This is a genomic window from Bacteroides sp. PHL 2737 (genome assembly GCF_004115325.2).
GTDB classification, from domain to species: domain Bacteria; phylum Bacteroidota; class Bacteroidia; order Bacteroidales; family Bacteroidaceae; genus Bacteroides; species Bacteroides hominis.
In genome coordinates this window covers 1,796,582-1,817,312 of the sequence record NZ_CP040630.1, presented here as the reverse complement: position 1 = coordinate 1,817,312, position 20,731 = coordinate 1,796,582, and the positions used below count along the sequence as shown (strand labels likewise).

Here is a 20,731-nt window from a genome sequence, read left to right as displayed (position 1 = left end):
CGTCATAAGGAAATAAATAATAAAATAAGAATAACTAAACATGTAAATACTGCTAATAAAAACAGAACATTGCAATGCAGATTAAGACAAAAATTATGTTTATATCTGCCATGGTTTCCCTGACATACCATGCCGCCCAACAGGTCGAAAAGCAAAAAATACTGCTTCACGAAAAAGTCAAGAAACAATTAACGTCTTACTAATATTTTAACAATATGAAAAAACTGAATATAAATAAATTGAGTGAATATCCTGTAGTGAATATAGAAGAGCAGACTTCTCTTAAAGGAGGAGTTAGCCAAGATGAGTTTTTTAGAATGTTAGAGAATAACACTTGGCAAGGCGGTTATGTTGATGGTTATGGTTATGCAGCCCCGGCTGTAACAATCTATGGAACTTCTTGGAACGAAACCGGGAGATGGGATATAGACGGATGCCCGGCCTGCGGTAACGGATCAAGACAAGGATGGAACACAAATCAAACTGCCGCTGAGGACAATCTAGTAACAAGATTAACTCACTTCTTTTTCCATAAGCACGCTTATTACGGAGACAAGTAATCATTAATATAGCAACAGCTTGCAGTTATTCTATGACCTTAAAGTTAAGATTATCTGCAAGCAAAATTTTTAAATCCCATGAAAAAAGTACATCTCTTTTTATCTTTGATGGTTGTTATTCTTACGTATCCCTTAATTAGTCTTTTAATAGTATTAATTATTGGAAACTTAGTGCAGAATCCAACCCTTTGGTCACATCCCATCACTCTATTATCCCTCGTTATATTTATTTTATTATTCAGAAAGAGCATTCAGTTTCGCCAATCTTTTAACATCAAAATTTCCATAAAAACAATTATTTCAATTTTTATCTTAAGTATATCCATGTATATAGTTATAGGATTTATAGATTTCATTTCCAAAGATATATCATTAATAAAAAAAGAATTTTTCACGTTTCCAAGATTGATATACGGTTTAGTTTTAATTCCTGTTTTGGAGGAGATAAGTTGCAGAATTATTATTATCAATAAATTCAAAGATAAATTAAATCAATGGATTATAATTATAATGACCGCATTGTATTTTGGTATGCTACATGCAGGCAGTATATATACGGTTATTGGTTTATCATGCTTTGGATTTGTATTAGCATATTTATATATCAAATCAGGAAATGGGCTTCTTCTTATACTATGTCATTTCTTTTACAATACTATTAATTTCTGTTCATATAGTATTTTTTGGTCTGTTACATCAAAAGCCTCAAATTATATATACAATCCTATACATTACATTATAGTTGCTATTTCAATCATGTATATTATTTATTTTTTTCTTAAAAAGAAATACGTTTAAAGAAAGAACAAATACACATAAGCCAAGAACAAATTTAACTGTATATTAACTACTTTCTATTTAATAGGAGACAATATAAATTACAAAGATCATTATATAAATTATTATATCCATACTTATATTTAGGTATAAGAAAATTATATAACCCAGTTCCAAACTTTACCGAGAAAATAATCAGAAGGAATATTTATAAAAAAGGAAAAACCATCTGCAAATCTCGAAAAAGAAAATCCAAAGAACAACTATGAGAATAAACTTTCCATCTTACATTCAACATGACCAAATGGATTGTGGACCAGCCTGTCTGAAGATTATAGCCCAAAATTATGGCAAAAGATTTTCATTGAAATATTTGAGGGATCGCTGTTATGCAACTCGCGAAGGCGTATCATTGTTCGACATTGGCCGGGCAGCAGAAGAGATTGGTTTCCGAACACTGGCTATCAAAGTTACATTCGAAGATTTAATAGAGAAGATGCCATTGCCATTAATTGTACACTGGAAACAAAGTCATTTCGTAGTAGTCCATAAAATCACGAATAGAAAAGTTTATATATCAGATCCTGCACAAGGACTTACCCATTACAACCATAAAGAATTTAGGGAAGCGTGGGAGATGTGCAACGGACTTGGAACCATCATGATATTAGAAACGACTCCCGAATTTCACAACATGAACGAAATGGAAACCCGAGCCTCTTTCAGCCATTTTATGAAATATCTGAAACCTCATCACCGATATTTAGGACAAGTTATAGTAGGTATGGTTGCAGGGATATTGATCGGGCTACTTTCCCCTTTCATATCCCAATCCATTGTAGATTTCGGCATTGGGTCCGGTAATATCCAATTTGTGAACACCATGCTGATAGCAGGTATGATTTTGGCATTTAGTTCAATGGCATCTGACTTTATCCAAAGCCGCCTTATGCTGTATGTGTCAGAGCGGATTAACATGGGAATGGTCAGTGATTTCCTCCGCAAAACCATGAGTTTACCCATTACTTTTTTTGAGCGTAAAATGGTTAGCGACTTACTAACCCGAATAGATGACCACGGACGTATACAGTCATTTATCATGTCCACTTTTCTGGGAATCTTCATCAATATCCTACTCTTTGTCATCTACAGCCTGCTTATGCTCTATTACGAAAGTAATATGTTTCTTGTATTTATGATCGGTAACACAGTTTATACCGGATGGATATTTCTTTTTCTAAAGCAACGAAAGAAACTAGATAATCAACTATTCGGATGCAGGGCCACTAATCAGAACGATCTATTGGAATTATTAGAAAATGTGAACGAAATAAAGATAAATAATATCGCGAACAAACGAAGATGGAAATGGGAACTCAGCCGCTTTAAAATTTATGGTTTGCGGGTAAAAAACATGAATCTCGACCAGATAGAAGCGACCGGAGCCTCTTTTATCATCCATTTACAAGGGCTTTTTATTACTTATATTGCGGCTCTAAATGTAATAGAAGGGACAATGACGCTAGGTATGATGATGGCAGCTCAGTACATATTAGGGCAACTGAATGCCCCCATAAAAAGTATGATTGGTTATGTACATTCCCTACAATTTGCCCGTATCAGCCTCAAACGTGTAAACGAGGTCATTTGGGAAGAAGAACCAGAAATATCTGAATCAAAAGTTTCTATTCCTATAGAAAAAGGCATTAAGGTGAAAGATTTAGATTTTTACTATAACCCTAATTTAAACAAAGTATTAGACAATATAAATTTAGAGATACCGGAGGGAAAGATTACAGCTATCGTAGGGGAAAGCGGAAGCGGTAAAACCACTTTACTAAAATTGTTACTCAGGTTTTATAAACCAACAAATGGTGAAATTGAAGTCGGAGGAGTGCCATTAGATAATATCGATTTATATCGTTGGCGTAATAGTTGCGGTGCCGTATTACAAGATGGTAAACTTTTTAATGACACTATCTTATATAATATCACATTGGAAGATGAAGAAATGAACGTAAATCAAAAACAACTAGTGAAAGCGATTCAACTGGCAAACGCAGAAAATTTCATTAATGCTCGCCCTTTAAAGCTATACACTCCACTTGGAACTAATGGTTCAGGATTAAGTCAAGGGCAAAAGCAACGTATACTAATAGCCAGGGCGATATACAAAAACCCAGACTTCATATTCCTGGATGAAGCGACAAACTCTCTTGACACGAATAATGAAAAACAGATTTCCAAAAATTTGGAAACCATCTTAGAAGGAAAAACCGCCATTGTAATAGCGCACCGATTAAGTACTGTAAAAAATGCCCATAATATAGTGGTCATGGAAAAGGGAAAAATTGTGGAACAAGGGACTCATCAAGAACTTATAAATTTAAAAGGAATATATTACGACCTAATCTCTAGTCAATTAGAGATTGGATAAAATGATACATCATGTCAAAAATTCAGTTACGCCAAGTCTATAGAGACCAGTTGTACAACTATCGTCCTACGTGGATATTAAGATGGGGAATAACCATTTTCTTCGTTTTTCTTTTACTGGTTATTTCCGTTTCCGGATTTATAAGATATCCAGATATTGTACCTGCTACAGTTGAAATTACAACCATAAATCCGCCAGCAAATCTAATTTCCAAAGTAAATGGAAAAATAGAGATCATATTCACAGAAGAAGGAGAAAGTATAACAAAAGGACAAGTCCTTGCCATATTAGAGTCACCAGCACAATGGAAAGATATGAAGATTTTAGATCATTACATTACAGTCCTAGAAAACACAATTGGAAAAGACAGTCTTTCAGTAATTCCCGAACCCGATTTTTTGCGCAATGATCTTGAATTAGGAGAAGTACAGGGACGCTATGCTGATCTTAAGCTCAATTATACTGAGCTATACAATTTTCTACATTCCGGACTATTTGAAGAAGAAATATTGTCATTACAAGAAAAAAAGCAGGCACAAAAGCAATTATTATTACAAGAGAATAGAAAGAGAGAACTTTTAAAAGCACAAATCAGATTTGCAGACAAAGAATATCAACGAGATTCCATTCTGTTTGTAAAGGAAGTCATTTCTGAAAGTGAAATAGAACAAAGACACCAAAACAGGCTCCAGTTCCAATCTTCACTTGTAGATATGGAAGTCAACATATTGAACATTAAATCCTCATTAAAACAACTACGCTCTGATCTAAAAAAAATAGAATTAAAGCATAACACCGACAGGCAGGAGCTAACAAATAAACTTCTACAAAGCACGCACTTATTAAAAGCGCAAACGGAAACTTGGAAACAAAATTATTTAATTACTACCCCTATAGATGGTAAAGTAAGTTTTACTACATATTGGAGTAAGAATCAAAACGTCAAATCAGGTGAGCTTATTTTTTCTGTTGTTCCCATTGATTCTATGACAACAAAAGCCAGACTACAATTTCCCATACAAAATTCGGGAAAGATAAAAGAAGGACAACAAGTCAACATCAAGTTACAAAATTATCCATACCAAGAGTTCGGAATGTTGGTGGGTCATCTATCCAAAATATCAGAAGTTCCTAATGAACTATTATATAGCGCAGACGTAGTTTTAGATAAAGGACTTATTACGTCTTACGGGAAAAGACTTCCTAAAGTGCAACAACTGAAAGGAGATGCTGAAATCCTAACAGACGATTTGAGTTTATTAATGCGTTTTTTCAATCCATTACGGGCCATTTTTGATCACAGATTAAGAAAACATAATCAATAAGACACCTTAACACAAAAAATAAATCTATATTTTAATTTCCCGATTAAACCTTTTCCCACCCTCTTAGTCTAACCTTAGAACGGACATATACTAATACTAAGACATGGATAAAAAGGTTAAATGGGGCATCATCACATTGATTGGTGCCGGACTGATAGGCTGGGGTATCTACTCTCAGCTTCCTAAAGCAAATGAAGAGTTGGCGGCAGCCGACAAAGTGATGGCTGGCAAGCAGATCAACAAAAGAGTTCTGAATGTAAATGCCAAGATCATAAAGCCACAATTGCTGACAGATCAGATTCAAATTAGCGGCAGCTTGATGCCTGATGAAGAAGTGGATCTTTCTTTCGAGACTTCAGGAAAGATCGTTGAAATCAACTTTGACGAAGGCAGTGCCGTAAAAAAAGGACAGCTATTGGCGAAAGTAAACGACCGTCAGTTGCAGGCTCAGTTGCAACGCCTCGTAGCTCAGTTAAAACTTGCCGAAGATCGTGTATTCCGTCAGAACGCTCTGCTTGAACGGGACGCTGTCAGTAAAGAAGCCTACGAACAAGTAAAAACGGAACTGGCTACCCTCAATGCGGACATCGACCTGGTGAAAGCTAACATTGCCATGACCGAACTTCGCGCTCCTTTTGACGGAGTAATCGGGCTCCGGCAAGTCAGTGTCGGTTCATATGCCTCACCAACCACTATCGTAGCCAAACTGACGAAAATTATTCCTTTGAAAATAGAATTTTCCGTACCAGAACGTTATGCAAGCCAGGTAAAGAAAGGCACCAACCTCAACTTCGAACTGGGAAGTAAATTAAGTTCTTTCCCGGCAAAAGTATACGCAACCGAGTCAAGAATCGACCAGTCTACCCGTACGCTGACCGTTCGTGCCCTATATGCCAACAGTAACGGCGCACTGCTCCCGGGACGCTACGCCAGCATTCAGCTGAAAAAAGAAGAAATCCCGAATGCCATTGCCATCCCATCCGAAGCGATTGTACCGGAAATGGGTAAGGATAAAGTATTCCTCTATAAATCGGGCAAGGCTGAACCGGTAGAAATAACCGCAGGCATTCGTACCGAAGCTGAAGTGCAGGTGATAAAAGGTCTGCAGATGGGTGATACCATCATCACTTCGGGAACCCTTCAACTCCGTACAGGATTACCTGTCACACTGGATAATATCAATTAACTCCCGACCGCCTTATGAATATATCCGAATTAAGCATACGACGGCCGGTACTCTCAACGGTATTGACCATCATCATTTTACTCTTTGGACTGATCGGGTACAACTACCTGGGTGTCCGGGAGTATCCGTCTGTAGATAATCCTATAATCTCAGTATCCTGCTCCTATCCGGGTGCTAATGCCGATGTAATTGAGAATCAGATTACCGAACCCCTGGAACAGAACATCAATGGTATTCCGGGTATCCGTTCGCTGTCCAGCGTCAGCCAGCAGGGACAAAGCCGTATCACGGTAGAGTTCGAGCTGTCCGTCGATCTGGAAACAGCAGCCAATGACGTACGCGACAAAGTATCCCGTGCCCAGCGCTACCTGCCGCGCGACTGTGACCCTCCTACTGTTTCGAAGGCGGATGCCGATGCTACTCCTATCCTGATGGTAGCTCTGCAAAGTGACAAACGCTCCTTGCTGGAACTCAGTGAAATTGCCGACCTGACCGTAAAAGAGCAATTACAAACCATCTCCGACGTAAGTAGCGTTTCCATTTGGGGAGAAAAGCGCTACTCCATGCGCTTATGGCTCGATCCTATCAAGATGTCGGGTTATGGGATCACCCCTATCGACGTAAAGAATGCAGTAGACAAAGAAAATGTCGAACTTCCTTCGGGCAGTATCGAAGGAAATACGACAGAGCTCACCATCCGTACCTTGGGATTGATGCACACCGCAGAAGAATTCAATAACCTGATCATCAAAGAAGAGAACGACCGTATTATCCGTTTCAGTGACATAGGCCGCGCCGAACTGGGGCCGGCCGATATCAAAAGTTATATGAAGATGAACGGAGTACCGATGGTAGGTATCGTCGTAATCCCACAACCCGGTGCCAATCATATCAAGATAGCCGACGCAGTGTACGAACGCATGGAGAAGATGCAGAAAGACCTTCCCGAAGACGTGAAGTATTCTTACGGATTCGATAACACCAAGTTTATCCGTGCATCCATCTATGAGGTAAAAGAGACGGTTTATGTAGCCTTCATCCTGGTTATCATCATTATTTTCCTTTTCCTGCGCGACTGGCGGGTGACGCTGGTTCCCTGTATCGTAATCCCGGTATCACTGATCGGTGCCTTCTTCGTCATGTATCTGGCGGACTTCTCCATCAATGTACTCTCCATGCTGGCGGTCGTGTTGGCGGTAGGTCTGGTGGTAGACGACGCTATTGTGATGACCGAAAACATCTATGTACGCATAGAGAAAGGTATGCCTCCGAAAGAAGCCGGCATCGAAGGAGCAAAAGAGATTTTCTTTGCCGTCATCTCCACCACCATTACGCTGGTGGCCGTGTTCTTCCCCATCGTCTTTATGGAGGGTATGACAGGACGTCTGTTCCGTGAATTCAGTATTGTAGTTTCCGGATCGGTGATTATCTCTTCATTCGCAGCCCTGACCTTTACTCCGATGCTTGCCACCAAACTGTTGGTAAAACGGGAAAAACAAAACTGGTTCTATATGAAAACAGAACCCTTCTTCGAAGGAATGAACCGTCTGTACAGTCGTTCACTGGCTGCTTTCCTCAACAAGCGCTGGATTTCCTTACCTTTTGTAGCCATCACAATCGGTATCATCGCTTTCTTATGGAACCACATTCCTGCAGAAATGGCTCCGCTGGAAGACCGCTCACAAATAAGTATCAACACCCGTGGTGCTGAAGGTGTGACATACGAGTACATTCGTGACTATACGGAAGACATAAACGATCTGGTAGACTCGATCGTACCGGATGCAGAGTCGGTAACAGCCCGTGTATCGAGTGGTAGCGGTAATGTACGCATCACGCTGAAAGATATGAAGGATCGTGACTATACACAGATGGACATTGCCGAAAAGCTATCGGCGGCAGTACAGAAAAAGACGATGGCGCGCTCGTTCGTCCAGCAATCGTCTTCTTTTGGCGGACGGCGTGGCGGCATGCCCGTACAATATGTGTTGCAGGCTACCAATATCGAGAAACTACAGGAAGTACTGCCTAAGTTCATGGCCAAGGTATACGAAAATCCGGTATTCCAGATGGCGGACGTAGACCTGAAATTCAGCAAACCGGAGGCACGTATCAATATCAACCGCGATAAAGCCAGTATAATGGGGGTAAGTACCCGCAACATTGCCCAAACCCTGCAATACGGATTGAGCGGACAGCGTATGGGATACTTCTATATGAACGGTAAGCAATATGAAATCTTAGGAGAAATCAACCGTCAACAACGCAATACGCCTGCCAACCTGAAAGCAATCTACATCCGCAGTGACAAAGGAGACATGGTACAGCTTGACAATCTGATCGAGTTGACCGACGGCATCGCACCTCCCAAGCTGTATCGTTACAACCGTTTCGTGTCGGCTACTGTTTCCGCCGGACTGGCGGAGGGCAAGACCATCGGACAGGGACTGGACGAGATGGACAAGATAGCCAAAGAGACTTTGGACGACACGTTCCGTACGGCACTGACCGGTGATTCGAAGGAGTACCGTGAAAGTTCTTCAAGCCTGATGTTTGCCTTTATCCTGGCCATTGTGCTGATTTACCTGATCCTGGCGGCACAGTTCGAAAGTTTCAAGGATCCGCTGATCATCATGTTGACTGTACCTCTGGCCATCGCCGGTGCACTGGTATTCATGTACTTCGGCGGTATCACGATGAACATCTTCAGTCAGATCGGTATTATTATGCTGATCGGCCTGGTAGCCAAGAACGGTATCCTGATCGTGGAGTTTGCCAATCAGAAACAGGAAACAGGTGAAGACAAACTGACAGCTATCAAGGATGCGGCATTGCAACGTCTGCGTCCCATCCTGATGACAAGTGCTTCTACCATCTTAGGATTGATCCCGCTGGCGTTCGCCTCAGGTGAAGGTTGTAACCAGCGCATTGCAATGGGTACGGCTGTTGTGGGAGGTATGTTGGTATCTACCTTGCTGACTATGTACATCGTACCCGCTATTTACAGTTATATTTCGACGAACCGAAGTAATAAATTAAAGAGAGAATGAAACAGATTGCCCTATTTATCATAGCATTGTGCTGCACCCCTTTGGGTCTGCAAGCACAACAGCCACAAATTTATACTCTAAAATCCTGTCTGGAGTACGGCCTCCAGAATAATTATTCCCTGCAAATAGTCCGTAACGAAGAGCAAGTAAGCAAAAATAACGCTACGCCGGGTAATGCCGGCTACCTGCCTACCCTCGACCTAACGGCCGGTTATACAGGAACTGTGGACAATACCAACACCAAGGTCCGGGCTACCGGGGAGTCGGTAAAAGAAAACGGTGTCTTCGACCAGACCGTAAACGTGGGGCTGAACCTGAACTGGACTATCTTCGACGGCTTCAACATCACTGCCAATTATCAAAAGCTGAAAGAGTTGGAACGACAGGGAGAAACCAATACCCGTATTGCCATCGAAGACCTGATAGCTAACCTTGCAGCCGAATACTACAATTACGTTCAACAGAAAATCCGCCTTCAGAACTTCCGCTACGCCGTATCCTTGTCAAAAGAACGCCTGCGAATCGTGGAAGAACGTTATCACATCGGTAACTTCTCCCGCCTGGACTATCAACAGGCCAAAGTAGACTTCAATGCTGACAGTGCCAAGTATATGAAGCAACAGGAATTGCTGCATACGTCGCGCATCCAGCTGAACGAACTGATGGCCAATGAAGATGTGGACCAGCCGATTGTGATAGAAGACAGTATCATTAAAGTTAACGCAGGACTCCGGTTCGAAGAATTATGGAACGCCACTCTACTGACCAACGCTTCATTGCTGAAAGCCGAACAGAACAATACACTCGCCATGCTGGACTATAAAAAGGTAAACTCTCGTAACTACCCATACCTCAAAATGAATACCGGATATGGCTATACCTTTAATAAATACGACATTGCCTCCAATAGCCAAAGAGGCAATCTGGGTGCCAACTTCGGGGTAACAATCGGATTCAATATCTTCGACGGAAACCGCCGTCGCGAAAAGAACAACGCACGTATCGCCATCAAAAACGCCCGTCTGCAACGGGAGCAGCTGGAACAAGGACTGAAAGCGGACCTTAGCAATCTGTGGCAAGCCTACCAGAATAATCTGCAAATGCTGAAACTGGAACGGCAAAACCTGGTGGCTGCCAAAGAGAATCACGAGATAGCCATGGAACGATATATGTTAGGAAACCTTTCGGGTATCGAAATGCGTGAAGCACAGAAGAGTCTGCTGGATGCGGAAGAGCGAATTCTGTCTGCCGAATATGACACTAAGTTATGCGAAATCTCCCTGCTACAGATCAGTGGGAAAATAACAAAATATCTGGACTAAACGTACACTTAGCCCTTCTCCTTACAACATTCGGGGGTGCGTCAAAACTTACCACAGAGGGAAAGACTTTTGACACACCCCCACCTTTTAAACCGACGGAACCGTTTGTTTTAATACAAAAGAAGCCTTGTATCGCCCGTTCAGATTGCTTATCTTTGCAGCCAATCCAATCACAAGAGTACGGCGGGCAAACCAAGCGATATTTCCCACGACTCTTTGTGTACCACGTACAACTAAGTAAAAAAAGAAACAGAAAGATGGGATTATTCATAAAGAAACCCTTTGAAGCCCTGTTGGCAGAGGCCAATGCGTCAGGAAGTAAATCATTGAAACGAGTATTAGGTCCCTGGAGTCTGGTAGCACTGGGTGTCGGTGTCATTATCGGAGCAGGACTCTTCTCAATCACCGGAACCGTAGCAGCAGGCTATACAGGACCGGCCATTACACTTTCATTTGCCATTGCCGCACTGGGATGCTGTTTTGCAGGACTCTGCTATGCGGAATTTGCTTCCATGATTCCGGTTGCCGGAAGTGCCTATACCTACTCATATGCCACCATGGGCGAACTGATTGCCTGGATCATCGGTTGGGACCTTGTCCTTGAATATACAGTAGCGGCTACCACTGTCAGTATCAGTTGGAGCAGATACCTCGTGGTCTTCCTTGAAGGGCTCAACATACATCTTCCGCAAGCACTAACCGCCTGCCCGTGGGATGGAGGAATCGTCAATATCCCTGCATTCCTGATTGTGGTACTGATGAGTATCTTCCTGATTCGCGGTACGGAAGGCAGCTCCATCTTTAACGGTATCGTAGTATTCCTCAAAGTATCGGTGATCGCTTTTTTTGTCGTATTGGGCTGGAAATATATCAATGCGGATAATTATACTCCATACATTCCCGCCAATACAGGCACACTTGGAGAGTATGGGATTTCGGGTGTCTTACGCGGGGCAGCCATTGTCTTTTTTGCTTTTTTAGGATTCGATGCCGTCAGTACGGCCGCCCAGGAAACAAAGAACCCGAAACGAAATATGCCGATCGGTATCCTGGTATCACTCCTTGTTTGTACTGTGCTCTATATGTTGTTTGCCCACGTAATGACGGGAGTTGCCCACTACACCGAGTTTAGCGGACAGCAGGGCATTGCACCGGTAGCTATTGCCATCGAACACATGGGGCATACCGATGCGGCAGGCCTCATCCATCCGGACTATCCCTGGTTGAACCGTGCTATCGTTCTTGCCATCCTGTTCGGTTACTGTTCTGTAATTATGGTCACTTTATTGGGACAAAGCCGCGTCTTCCTGAGTATGAGCCATGACGGACTGCTCCCTCCATTCTTCTCGCACATCAATGAAAAGTTTCGCACACCGGCACGCAGCAATCTCCTGTTTATGCTGATAGTAGGTTTATTGGCTGCATTCGTCCCGGCACGCCTTGCAGGAGAGATGACCAGCATCGGCACACTGATGGCTTTCACACTGGTATGTGCCGCCGTATTGGTAGTACGAAAGACCATGCCGGATATCCCCCGTTCTTTTAAAACTCCGTTTGTGCCACTCGTCCCGATTTTAGGAATACTCACCTGCCTGTGCATGATGCTTTTCCTTCCCGCCGATACTTGGATACGTCTGGTATTGTGGATGCTCATCGGGTTGGATATTTACGTTGGCTATGGTATGAAGCACAGCAAACTGGAACAAGGCGTGAAAAATCGCCGGGGACAATCGGCACTGAACATGATCGGTATCGCACTGTCTGTGCTTTGTGTCATCACCGGGCTATGGCACCAGCAGACGGTGGGTTGGGACGAAAGTAAAGTATTGCTGATAATCTCGTTTGTTTTCGCATTTACGCATTGTGCATATTATATGATGCGTATCTGGAAAGGGACAGCAAAGCAAAAATAGTCTAAAAACGAGTTCACCACAGATTACACAGATTATTTATTACGTAGATAATCTGTGTAATCTGTGGTGAACTTTGCGATATACTATTCCACCGCTTGCATCACCCGCTTCGCTGTTTCAATGCAATCTCCTTCAGCCTCCGCCGAATAGGGATTAGTGGCTTTGGCCCAAGGTTCTTCCACTGCATAGAAATCAATTTTCTCCGGGGTTTTACCTTCCAGTTTCTGAGAGAGAGAATCGAAATAAAGCTTCCAACGCATATAATAGAAATCCTTCAGTAATCCGTTCCACTCTTTGTGAGCATAGTCTCGGAGGCCACCGTAATCGGCTGCATTCCGATTGCCCCAGGTCGTAATCTGCACACGGGCATTCCACTCATACAAAGCCTTCTCTGCGGATGTACCACCCAACGCCCGCGCCTCTTCAATCCACTTTCCTACGCGAAACTCCAGGCGGGTACCCAACAACTGATCCTGCAACAGAATCAGGTTCAGGAATTTCTGAGAAGCCATTCCGAAGAGTTCTTTATCACCACTCCGGTAAGCAGCGGTAACCGCCTTCTGCATCAGCCTGCCCTTCTCTGCGAGTGCCTGCCGAACGATATCCACCAGATCGTACTCAAAATTATTGTTTCCTTTATAACGATCGGCCACAGATACCATCAGGCGTGCAGCCTCAATCACATCTTGCGGACGGTAGTAATCTTTCATTTCCGACCAGCTGGACACCTGGTACACATCTTCCGCCGGACGTGCACAGAATACGGATTCGTGTGTACCTTGCTGCGTCAGGTTCTTCGGTGAGTTATAAATGGAGTTCGCCAGTTTGGTCCAGGCAGCCTGTACCACCGGATCATCTGCACCGTAACGTGCTTTCACATACTCCTTCAACCATTCCTCTTTCGTAAACCGCTCTGCACGCCAAGGCAGTTCCATCACCAGTTCGTACATCACAGGATTATTCTCTATCCCCTCAGGGGTCATCCCCACACCTTTAAGTGTAGAACCTGCGTGCGGATCGGCTTTAGCGAGATAAAAATTATCGATCACATTATCCATCTTTCCGTGCAGTCCGACATTACCACCGTAGTTCAGCAACATACAGTATACCCAGTCATGCTGTCCATATCCGTTTTTGCGATACCATTCGGAAGTGGAATCTCCCCACTGCGGACGGCATTCACTGGTCAGGTCGAGTATCAGCAAGTCACCGGCCCCCAGATTCTCAATCATCTTCGGACGTGGATTTGCCTGCCATGCCTGCGCCACCCAAACCGCTTTCGGATTGGCCTTCTTCATGGCTTTCATCACAGCCTTACCTGCCGCATCGAGATCCACGCCTGCCGTATTGCCTCCTTCATGGAAGGGGTCCATGGAGTAAAAGTCAGCTTTCCCGTATAGTTTCTCAAGCTCTTTATAGTAGAGAGAAGAGATTTCCTCAAAACGCGGGTCGCTTGGTTGCAGAAATGCCGGACGGCGATAGCCACACCATGTTCCCGGATCGGATACGTTCAATCCGAGTTTCTCTTTCGCATTATGGGGCACCATGCCGCAATAACCCGGAAGGACCGGTTCGATGCCGTATTCACGCATACGCTTCAGGATTTTCTTCTGTAAAGCAATCTGCTGTGTATACCAGCTATCCGGATTAGGTCCGCCCCAGCCTTCAAGGTTATTCATCAGCCACCAGGCAAAAAAGCCCGGACCGGATATGAACTCATTTATTTCGGTTTTGGTATATCCCAACTTATCAAGCACGTTATACCACACAGCCTCTGCCCCGGTCACAGCCAAAGGGATATTGATGCCGTGCAAAGCCATCCAGTCTATTTCTTTCTCCCATCGGTCCCAATCCCAGAAAGCCATGGAATAAGAAAAAGTACAATAGTTCAAATCATAACGGTAAGGCAGGGTCGTTTCTCTCCGTTCTTTTTTTGTCACCGGAGGAAGCACAGCCGGCAGTTTTGCCTGCATTCCGTTCCAGGAAAGGTGGATACCGGCATAATACTTCAGATACCAATTCAACCCGGTAGCGATGCTCACGTAATTGTTTCCACGGATAACGACTTTATCACCCTTCTGATCGAGTTCAAAAAAGTCGGTACCGGACTTCACTTGCTCGATAATAAACTTCTTCGAAGCTCCTTTGTCTATGCGCTCCAACAAGCCGGTCACCGGAGAAGCCATTGTCAAAGAAGTAACACAAAGTAAGATTGTTAATAGTATTGATTTACGATTCATAAATAATATGCTTTAATTACTGTTTTATCCCATAATCCATTTCGCCTTCTTGCCCAGCACACGATAGACAGCCCATACGATCAGCCACGAAACACCAAATGCCATGACAGACGCCACCGGTATCTGAATGCCCAGAGGCACTCCCAACGTACGTACCAACAGTACGGAAGGGCCGGTAAAGAAGTAGTGTATCATATAGATACCGAAACCACACAAAGTGAGATTGGCAAGCGCTTTCTTGATTCCCTCCGAACGGAAATTTACTTTTTTGCAAAGCATAAACACCGGGATGGTCATCATCACTACATTCAGCGAACAGTAAGTGAAGAAGAGCTCAAGCATCTCGTCACTGTATTCCGGCAAAGCCGTGATGTAACGGAAGCCAAAGAAGGTAACGGCATATCCTATCACAAACATTGGCAGACCGATTGCCAGAATCTTACCCAACGTCCAGTCAAGGTTACGCAGATAGTGTCCTAATAACAGATAGCCATTGAAACCGGCAAAGTAATAAAACATGCCGAACGCATTCCATGAACAGGTTCCCCAAAGATATTGCGCTACAAACTGATTGTAGTACGGCAATAACAGAGTGACAGCCCATGCACCGAGGAACCACAACTTCGCCTTATCCGATGCTTTCTCCACCCAGGCAGAGAAGACGGGAAGATAAAAATACAAGCCGATCAACAGGTAAATATACCACATGTGTACATCTACAATGGAGAAATTAAAAGGAATCTGAGCAATGTAATCCAAAGAGATGGACAGCGACTGGCGCATCACTTCCTCCCCCGAGTAAGGGAAAAAGTCGAGAATAATTTCGGGCTTGATGCCCAACAGACCGGTAATCCAGGGGAAAAGGTTGTAGATGACCGACCAGATGAGGAATGGCCATAAAACACGGGGGATACGTTTCTTATAAAAGACAGAGACTTCGCCGCGCACCGGCAGAAGCAGGGCTCCGGTAATCATCACGAACAGCGGTACGCAAGGACGAAGCAATGCTCCGTAGATGGCACCCCAAAGTTTGATTTCGTCAATATTAGGGGCAGTGCCCGGATAAAAGTTGAAAGGGTCCGTGCAGTGGCAACAGACAACGGTAAACATGGCAACGAAACGGACAACGTCCAGCCAGACAATGTGTTGAGGATTTTTCTGTAGTTCCATCGGGGAATTGTTTTTACTGATAATGATTAAGGTGTTTATAATAAGAAAGGCATCTGTATAACACAGCATACAGACGCCTCTCACTCGAGTTAACATGATAAATAACCAATATTAATGACCACTCACCATATTCTTATTTGTTGCTGCAAGAGCCGCAACGGGGTTTAATTTGCTTGAAGAAGTCGTTGCCCTTGTCATCTACAAGAATAAATGCGGGGAAGTCTTCTACTTCGATCTTCCAGATAGCCTCCATACCCAATTCCGGATATTCCACACATTCGATGCTCTTGATATTGTTCTGGGCGAGGATAGCAGCCGGGCCACCGATTGAACCGAGGTAGAAGCCGCCATGTTTCTGGCAAGCATCAGTCACCTGCTGGCTACGGTTACCTTTTGCCAACATCACCATACTGCCTCCATGTTCCTGGAACAGGTTCACATAAGAGTCCATACGTCCGGCAGTAGTCGGTCCCATAGAACCGCAAGCCATACCGGCAGGAGTTTTGGCCGGACCGGCGTAGTAAATCGGATGATCTTTGATGTACTGAGGCAGATCTTCACCACGATCCAGACGTTCTTTCAGTTTGGCATGAGCGATGTCGCGACCTACGATAATCGTACCGTTCAGTGACAGGCGTGTAGCCACCGGATATTTAGTCAGCTCCTTCAGGATATCTGCCATCGGCTGGTTCAGGTTGATCTTTACAACATCACCTTCGCCTGCGTTACGCAATTCTGCCGGAATCAGGCTACCCGGATTAGAATCGAGTTTCTCGATCCAGATACCGTCTTTATTGATCTTACATTTGATGTTACGGTCGGCAGAACAAGACACTCCCAAGCCCACCGGACAAGACGCACCGTGACGGGGCAGACGGATGATGCGTACATCGTGTGCCAGATACTTACCGCCGAACTGCGCACCCAAACCTATCTTTTGAGCTTCTGCAAGTACTTCTTTTTCCAGTTCTACATCGCGGAATGCACGACCATATTCGTTACCGGTAGTAGGCAACTCGTCATAATAGTGAGTAGAAGCCAGCTTCACGGTCAACAGGTTCTTCTCTGCCGAAGTACCTCCGATTACGAATGCAATATGATAAGGAGGACAAGCCGCCGTACCCAGTGTCTTCATCTTTTCAACCAGGAACGGAACCAGAGTACCCGGATTCAAGATCGCTTTTGTCTCCTGATACAGATATGTTTTGTTGGCAGAACCACCACCTTTGGTCACACACAGGAATTTGTACTCCATGCCTTCCGTAGCCTCGATATCGATCTGGGCAGGCAAGTTACACTTCGTGTTCACTTCGTCATACATATTGAGCGGAGCGTTCTGTGAGTAACGCAGGTTTTCTTCCGTATAGGTTTTGTAAACACCCAGTGAAAGAGCTTCTTCATCGCAATAGCCGGTCCAGACCTGCTGTCCTTTTTCACCATGAATGATGGCCGTACCGGTATCCTGACAGAAAGGAAGCACGCCTTTGGCAGCCACTTCAGCGTTGCGCAGGAAAGTCAATGCCACGTACTTGTCGTTATCACTTGCTTCCGGATCGCTCAGAATCTTTGCTACCTGCTCGTTGTGTGAGCGGCGAAGCATGAAAGATACGTCACGGAAAGCGGTATTGGCCATAGCTGTCAGACCTTCTTTCTGTACCTTCAGCACAGGTGTTCCTTCGAACTCGCTTACTGACACATAGTCTTTGGTAAGCAGATAATACTCGGTTTTATCTTCCCCATGTTCGAACATAGGTTGATACTTAAACGGAGGTGTTGCCATATCTCTTTATTTTATTACGTAATGTTAGTTAGTGAGGCAAAGGTAAGAATAGTTTTCCAAAGTATGAATAAAGTGGTGAATTTTGTCAAGAGCGGATTTACTTATTATTAACGTTCGGAGAGCGTTTCTACGAAGAAGAAGAGACCTCTCCGGAAGAAAGGCTCATTTCTGTGGAATGCAACCGTCTGTCCGGGCAAATGCAACCGTCTGTTTGGGCCGAAGCAAGGCTCTTCACATCACGGAGCAACGGTCTCGAGGGCATGGAGAGCCGGGGAAAGAGCAGAAAAGCCCCCGGCTCCGGGACACCGGGAGATAAGGGTACAAAAAAAGAGGAAGCTTTGCGGGCTTCCTCTTCTACTGCATTCTAATTTGAATATAAGTAATGGATCTGTTGCAAAGATACAACATCGGACAGGCAAAGTCAAGCATTCCGGGAATTATTTTAATCATTTTCGCGATACAGAGAATAGGCAGCCTGCAATATCTTGTTCTTCAAAAGCGGTGAATAATCCGGATGGGCGTCCAGGAAACGCACCACTTCTTCATAAGCCGGGCGGCTGAGATGATTGCCCAACAAGGCCGAGGCCCAGTTTTTCGGAAAGAAAATATCTCCGGTGCGTTGTACTTCCTCCAGCACCTCGAGTCCCGGACGGATGTATTTCACCGATTGCTCCTCGCGCAACGGATGGTTCAGATAACGTATCACGGCAGCCGTCCAAGGCTCTATCCGCCGGTTTTCCGCTACAAGCAGGCTGTTGAACAAAGTATCGAGCCGTGCGGTATCGGATACGACCGCCCGTGAAATAAAATCGAACCGACGCAGACGGTCCGGATCATCAATCCGTGCCCGTTGTGTACGTAATATCTGTTCACTTTCGGCAGGCAGGCGGATGGCAAGTTCGTAAGCCAAAGTCGTGTAATCCTGTTGGTTCAACCGTTTGTCCGATTGCTCCTGCCACAAGGCATACAGTTCCTTCACCATAGGTTGTGAAGTCGCATTCTGCATAAAATAACGCAGCAACTGCACCCGGCACGAAGGCAACGGATGATTCCGGCTGATGGCGTAGACCCGCGCCTCAACCTCTGCTATCTGTGCCGGAGCTACCCGCCGCATGGCACCCGCCAAATAACCACTCACTGTAGACGCCACCAGAGCGTTCTTTTCTGCAGGAAGCCCTGCCAACAGGCTGTTTGTCCAGTCGTCCGCCGAAATATGTTTAGCCAGGTAATTCTCATAAAGTGTCATCAAGAGTGATTGGCGTGCCGTATCGTCTTTTACCTCCCACCAATGTGCCAACAGCCACTTCAAAGCAGATTCGTCGGGAACGAACAAGCCATAACCTCTGCCATCGGTATTGGGCAACACCAACGAAGGTACAAAAGGAAGCTGTATCCGAACCAAAGTATCCGTCATATTCACCCGCAACACCGAATCGCGCTCTCCGCAAAGAGTGACGGCAAAACGCTGCGGCCAAAGCAAACCACGGTTATAAGGATCACTCTGACGGACCTCCAATTCTTGTCCATCGATCCGGAAGTTCAGCGTAGGCATTCCTTTCCGGTTCACCCACACATCACTGAAAGTTGCCAAATCTTCGGGCGCCTTGCCGTCTAAAATGCGAATCAGATCGTCCCAAGTGGCATTAGCGTACGAATAGGTTTTCAGATACTCCTGTATACCACTCCGGAAGTTGGCTTCACCCATCCTGTCAACCAGTTTCTCCATCATCACGGGAGCCTTGTTATAGATGATCTGCCCATAGATCAGCCCGGCATTACGCAGATTATCGAGTGGCTGCCGGATGGCATTCGTCCCCAGAGTACGGTCCTCGGTAAGAGAAGCGGCATTAAAAGTCTTGAGCTTATTCAGGGTATGATTGATCTCCGGAAACAAGGGCTCGACAATCCGGGCAGCAAAATAATTGGCAAAAACTTCCTTGGTCCATACATCGTCAAACCAATCCATCGTTACAAGATCGCCAAACCACATGTGAGAGGTCTCGTGCGCAATCAATTCCGCCCGGTTCAACTCCTCGTCCGGAGTGGGATGTTCGCTCAGGAAAATCCCGTTATCATTATATAAGGTAGCTCCTGTATGTTCCATTCCGCCAAACTGGAAACCGGGAAGAACGATGAAATCATATTTGGCAAACGGATATGCGATCCCTGTATACTCTTCAAGCCAGTGAAGTGATGCCATGACTTGTCTGAAAACAATATCCAACTGTGCTATTTTCTTAGGGTCGGTCTCACGATAATAGGCGGCGATGGTACGCCCGTCCTGAGTATACTCCTGTCGCTCCAATTTTCCGACCACAAACGAAAAGAGATAAGTACTGAGTGGTTCGGTCGGTGCAAAACAAACGGTTTTACGGTCACCGGCTACTGTTTCACTCCGGACGTATGTGTTGGAAACAGCTTTCCAGTCGGCCGGAACCTCAAGCTTTAAAGTAAACTCGGCTTTTAGGTTGGGCTGCTCAAAGCAAGGGAAGACGGTACGGGCACGGTCGGGAACGAGCAACGTATAGAGGTATTCATCGTTCCTGTTCAGCGACTGATTGCCGGCAATGAAACGAATCTGTATGTCATTCGCCCCTTTCGCTGTCAGCGAAGCAGGCAGAATAATGTGTTCGTTCTCAAAGCGCACATCACTTACCGGTTTTCCATTGGCAATGACTTCTTTAATTTTTCCACGTTCCTCACGAAAATCAATCAGGACTTCCTGAGCGGCAGCAAGGTCGAAGCGCAAGGTGATATCACCGTCAATAGGTGTCTCCTTCTGCCGTGGAATGCTGAAACTGAGTTCATACTTCAAATTCTTAATCTCGGCTTTACGATGATCGGCAAGCTCTTTAGAAACGCCGGCATCATAAAAACGAGGGTTCTTCTCTGCTGTCCGGCAACATCCGGTCAGCAGGAAGAACCCGATCATTCCAAATAAAATGTGTATTTTCATAGCAAATATATTGTA

The 20,731-nt window shown here is 44.6% G+C and carries 12 protein-coding genes; 8 read left to right on the top strand and 4 right to left on the bottom strand.

Annotated features, from left to right (window positions below; translation table 11 throughout):
• Window positions 1–215 precede the first annotated feature (215 nt).
• From DBK98_RS07505 to DBK98_RS07470, 8 genes are all read left to right on the top strand, one after another.
• On the top strand, window positions 216–560 hold the full coding sequence (locus tag DBK98_RS07505; RefSeq protein WP_005810557.1) for a hypothetical protein: 345 nt from the start codon (window positions 216–218) through the stop codon (window positions 558–560).
• Window positions 561–638: 78 nt separating this feature from the next.
• Window positions 639–1,358 (top strand): CPBP family intramembrane glutamic endopeptidase, encoded by a 720-nt coding sequence (locus tag DBK98_RS07500; RefSeq protein ID WP_005810558.1) that lies wholly within the window; start codon window positions 639–641, stop codon window positions 1,356–1,358.
• A 244-nt stretch (window positions 1,359–1,602) separates the two neighbouring features.
• Entirely contained in the window at window positions 1,603–3,774 is a 2,172-nt protein-coding gene (locus DBK98_RS07495) for a peptidase domain-containing ABC transporter (protein WP_005810559.1), read from the top strand.
• 11 nt (window positions 3,775–3,785) lie between these two features.
• Entirely contained in the window at window positions 3,786–5,099 is a 1,314-nt protein-coding gene (locus DBK98_RS07490) for an HlyD family secretion protein (RefSeq protein WP_005810560.1), read from the top strand.
• 103 nt (window positions 5,100–5,202) lie between these two features.
• A complete protein-coding gene (locus DBK98_RS07485; protein ID WP_032536920.1) occupies window positions 5,203–6,285 on the top strand; it encodes an efflux RND transporter periplasmic adaptor subunit in 1,083 nt (360 codons plus the stop codon).
• A 14-nt stretch (window positions 6,286–6,299) separates the two neighbouring features.
• Complete coding sequence (locus DBK98_RS07480) at window positions 6,300–9,335, top strand: efflux RND transporter permease subunit (protein WP_005775368.1); 3,036 nt, start codon at window positions 6,300–6,302, stop codon at window positions 9,333–9,335.
• Window positions 9,332–10,657: a TolC family protein gene (locus DBK98_RS07475; protein ID WP_022011044.1), complete on the top strand. Its 1,326-nt coding sequence runs from the start codon at window positions 9,332–9,334 to the stop codon at window positions 10,655–10,657. Before DBK98_RS07480 ends, DBK98_RS07475 begins: the two co-directional genes overlap by 4 nt.
• Before the next feature lie 257 nt (window positions 10,658–10,914).
• Window positions 10,915–12,570 carry an amino acid permease gene (locus DBK98_RS07470; RefSeq protein ID WP_032536919.1) on the top strand — a complete coding sequence of 552 codons (1,656 nt, stop codon included), beginning with the start codon at window positions 10,915–10,917 and terminating at the stop codon, window positions 12,568–12,570.
• An 83-nt stretch (window positions 12,571–12,653) separates the two neighbouring features.
• Here the strand turns inward: DBK98_RS07470 and DBK98_RS07465 are convergent, their stop codons facing one another.
• The 4 genes from DBK98_RS07465 to DBK98_RS07450 form a co-directional block, all read right to left on the bottom strand.
• A complete protein-coding gene (locus tag DBK98_RS07465) occupies window positions 12,654–14,810 on the bottom strand; it encodes an alpha-N-acetylglucosaminidase (RefSeq protein ID WP_032536918.1) in 2,157 nt (718 codons plus the stop codon).
• Between the two features lie 24 nt (window positions 14,811–14,834).
• Window positions 14,835–15,980, bottom strand: coding sequence for an acyltransferase (locus DBK98_RS07460; RefSeq protein ID WP_032536917.1), 1,146 nt, complete (start codon window positions 15,978–15,980; stop codon window positions 14,835–14,837).
• A gap of 133 nt (window positions 15,981–16,113) precedes the next feature.
• A complete protein-coding gene (locus DBK98_RS07455) occupies window positions 16,114–17,760 on the bottom strand; it encodes a fumarate hydratase (RefSeq protein WP_005775362.1) in 1,647 nt (548 codons plus the stop codon).
• Window positions 17,761–18,202: 442 nt separating this feature from the next.
• The gene (locus DBK98_RS07450) at window positions 18,203–20,716 is read right to left on the bottom strand and encodes a M1 family aminopeptidase (protein WP_032536916.1); all 2,514 of its coding nucleotides are present in this window, start codon (window positions 20,714–20,716) and stop codon (window positions 18,203–18,205) included.
• Window positions 20,717–20,731: the final 15 nt, after the last annotated feature.

Bases quoted from the DNA above. Each gene is read 5' to 3' on its own strand.
- DBK98_RS07475 (WP_022011044.1), top strand. From the start codon at position 9,332: ATGAAACAGATTGCCCTATTTATCATAGCATTGTGCTGCACCCCTTTG.
- DBK98_RS07480 (WP_005775368.1), top strand. From the start codon at position 6,300: ATGAATATATCCGAATTAAGCATACGACGGCCGGTACTCTCAACGGTA.
- DBK98_RS07450 (WP_032536916.1), bottom strand. From the start codon at position 20,716: ATGAAAATACACATTTTATTTGGAATGATCGGGTTCTTCCTGCTGACC.
- DBK98_RS07490 (WP_005810560.1), top strand. From the start codon at position 3,786: ATGTCAAAAATTCAGTTACGCCAAGTCTATAGAGACCAGTTGTACAAC.
- DBK98_RS07485 (WP_032536920.1), top strand. From the start codon at position 5,203: ATGGATAAAAAGGTTAAATGGGGCATCATCACATTGATTGGTGCCGGA.
- DBK98_RS07460 (WP_032536917.1), bottom strand. From the start codon at position 15,980: ATGGAACTACAGAAAAATCCTCAACACATTGTCTGGCTGGACGTTGTC.
- DBK98_RS07470 (WP_032536919.1), top strand. From the start codon at position 10,915: ATGGGATTATTCATAAAGAAACCCTTTGAAGCCCTGTTGGCAGAGGCC.
- DBK98_RS07455 (WP_005775362.1), bottom strand. From the start codon at position 17,760: ATGGCAACACCTCCGTTTAAGTATCAACCTATGTTCGAACATGGGGAA.
- DBK98_RS07495 (WP_005810559.1), top strand. From the start codon at position 1,603: ATGAGAATAAACTTTCCATCTTACATTCAACATGACCAAATGGATTGT.
- DBK98_RS07465 (WP_032536918.1), bottom strand. From the start codon at position 14,810: ATGAATCGTAAATCAATACTATTAACAATCTTACTTTGTGTTACTTCT.
- DBK98_RS07505 (WP_005810557.1), top strand. From the start codon at position 216: ATGAAAAAACTGAATATAAATAAATTGAGTGAATATCCTGTAGTGAAT.
- DBK98_RS07500 (WP_005810558.1), top strand. From the start codon at position 639: ATGAAAAAAGTACATCTCTTTTTATCTTTGATGGTTGTTATTCTTACG.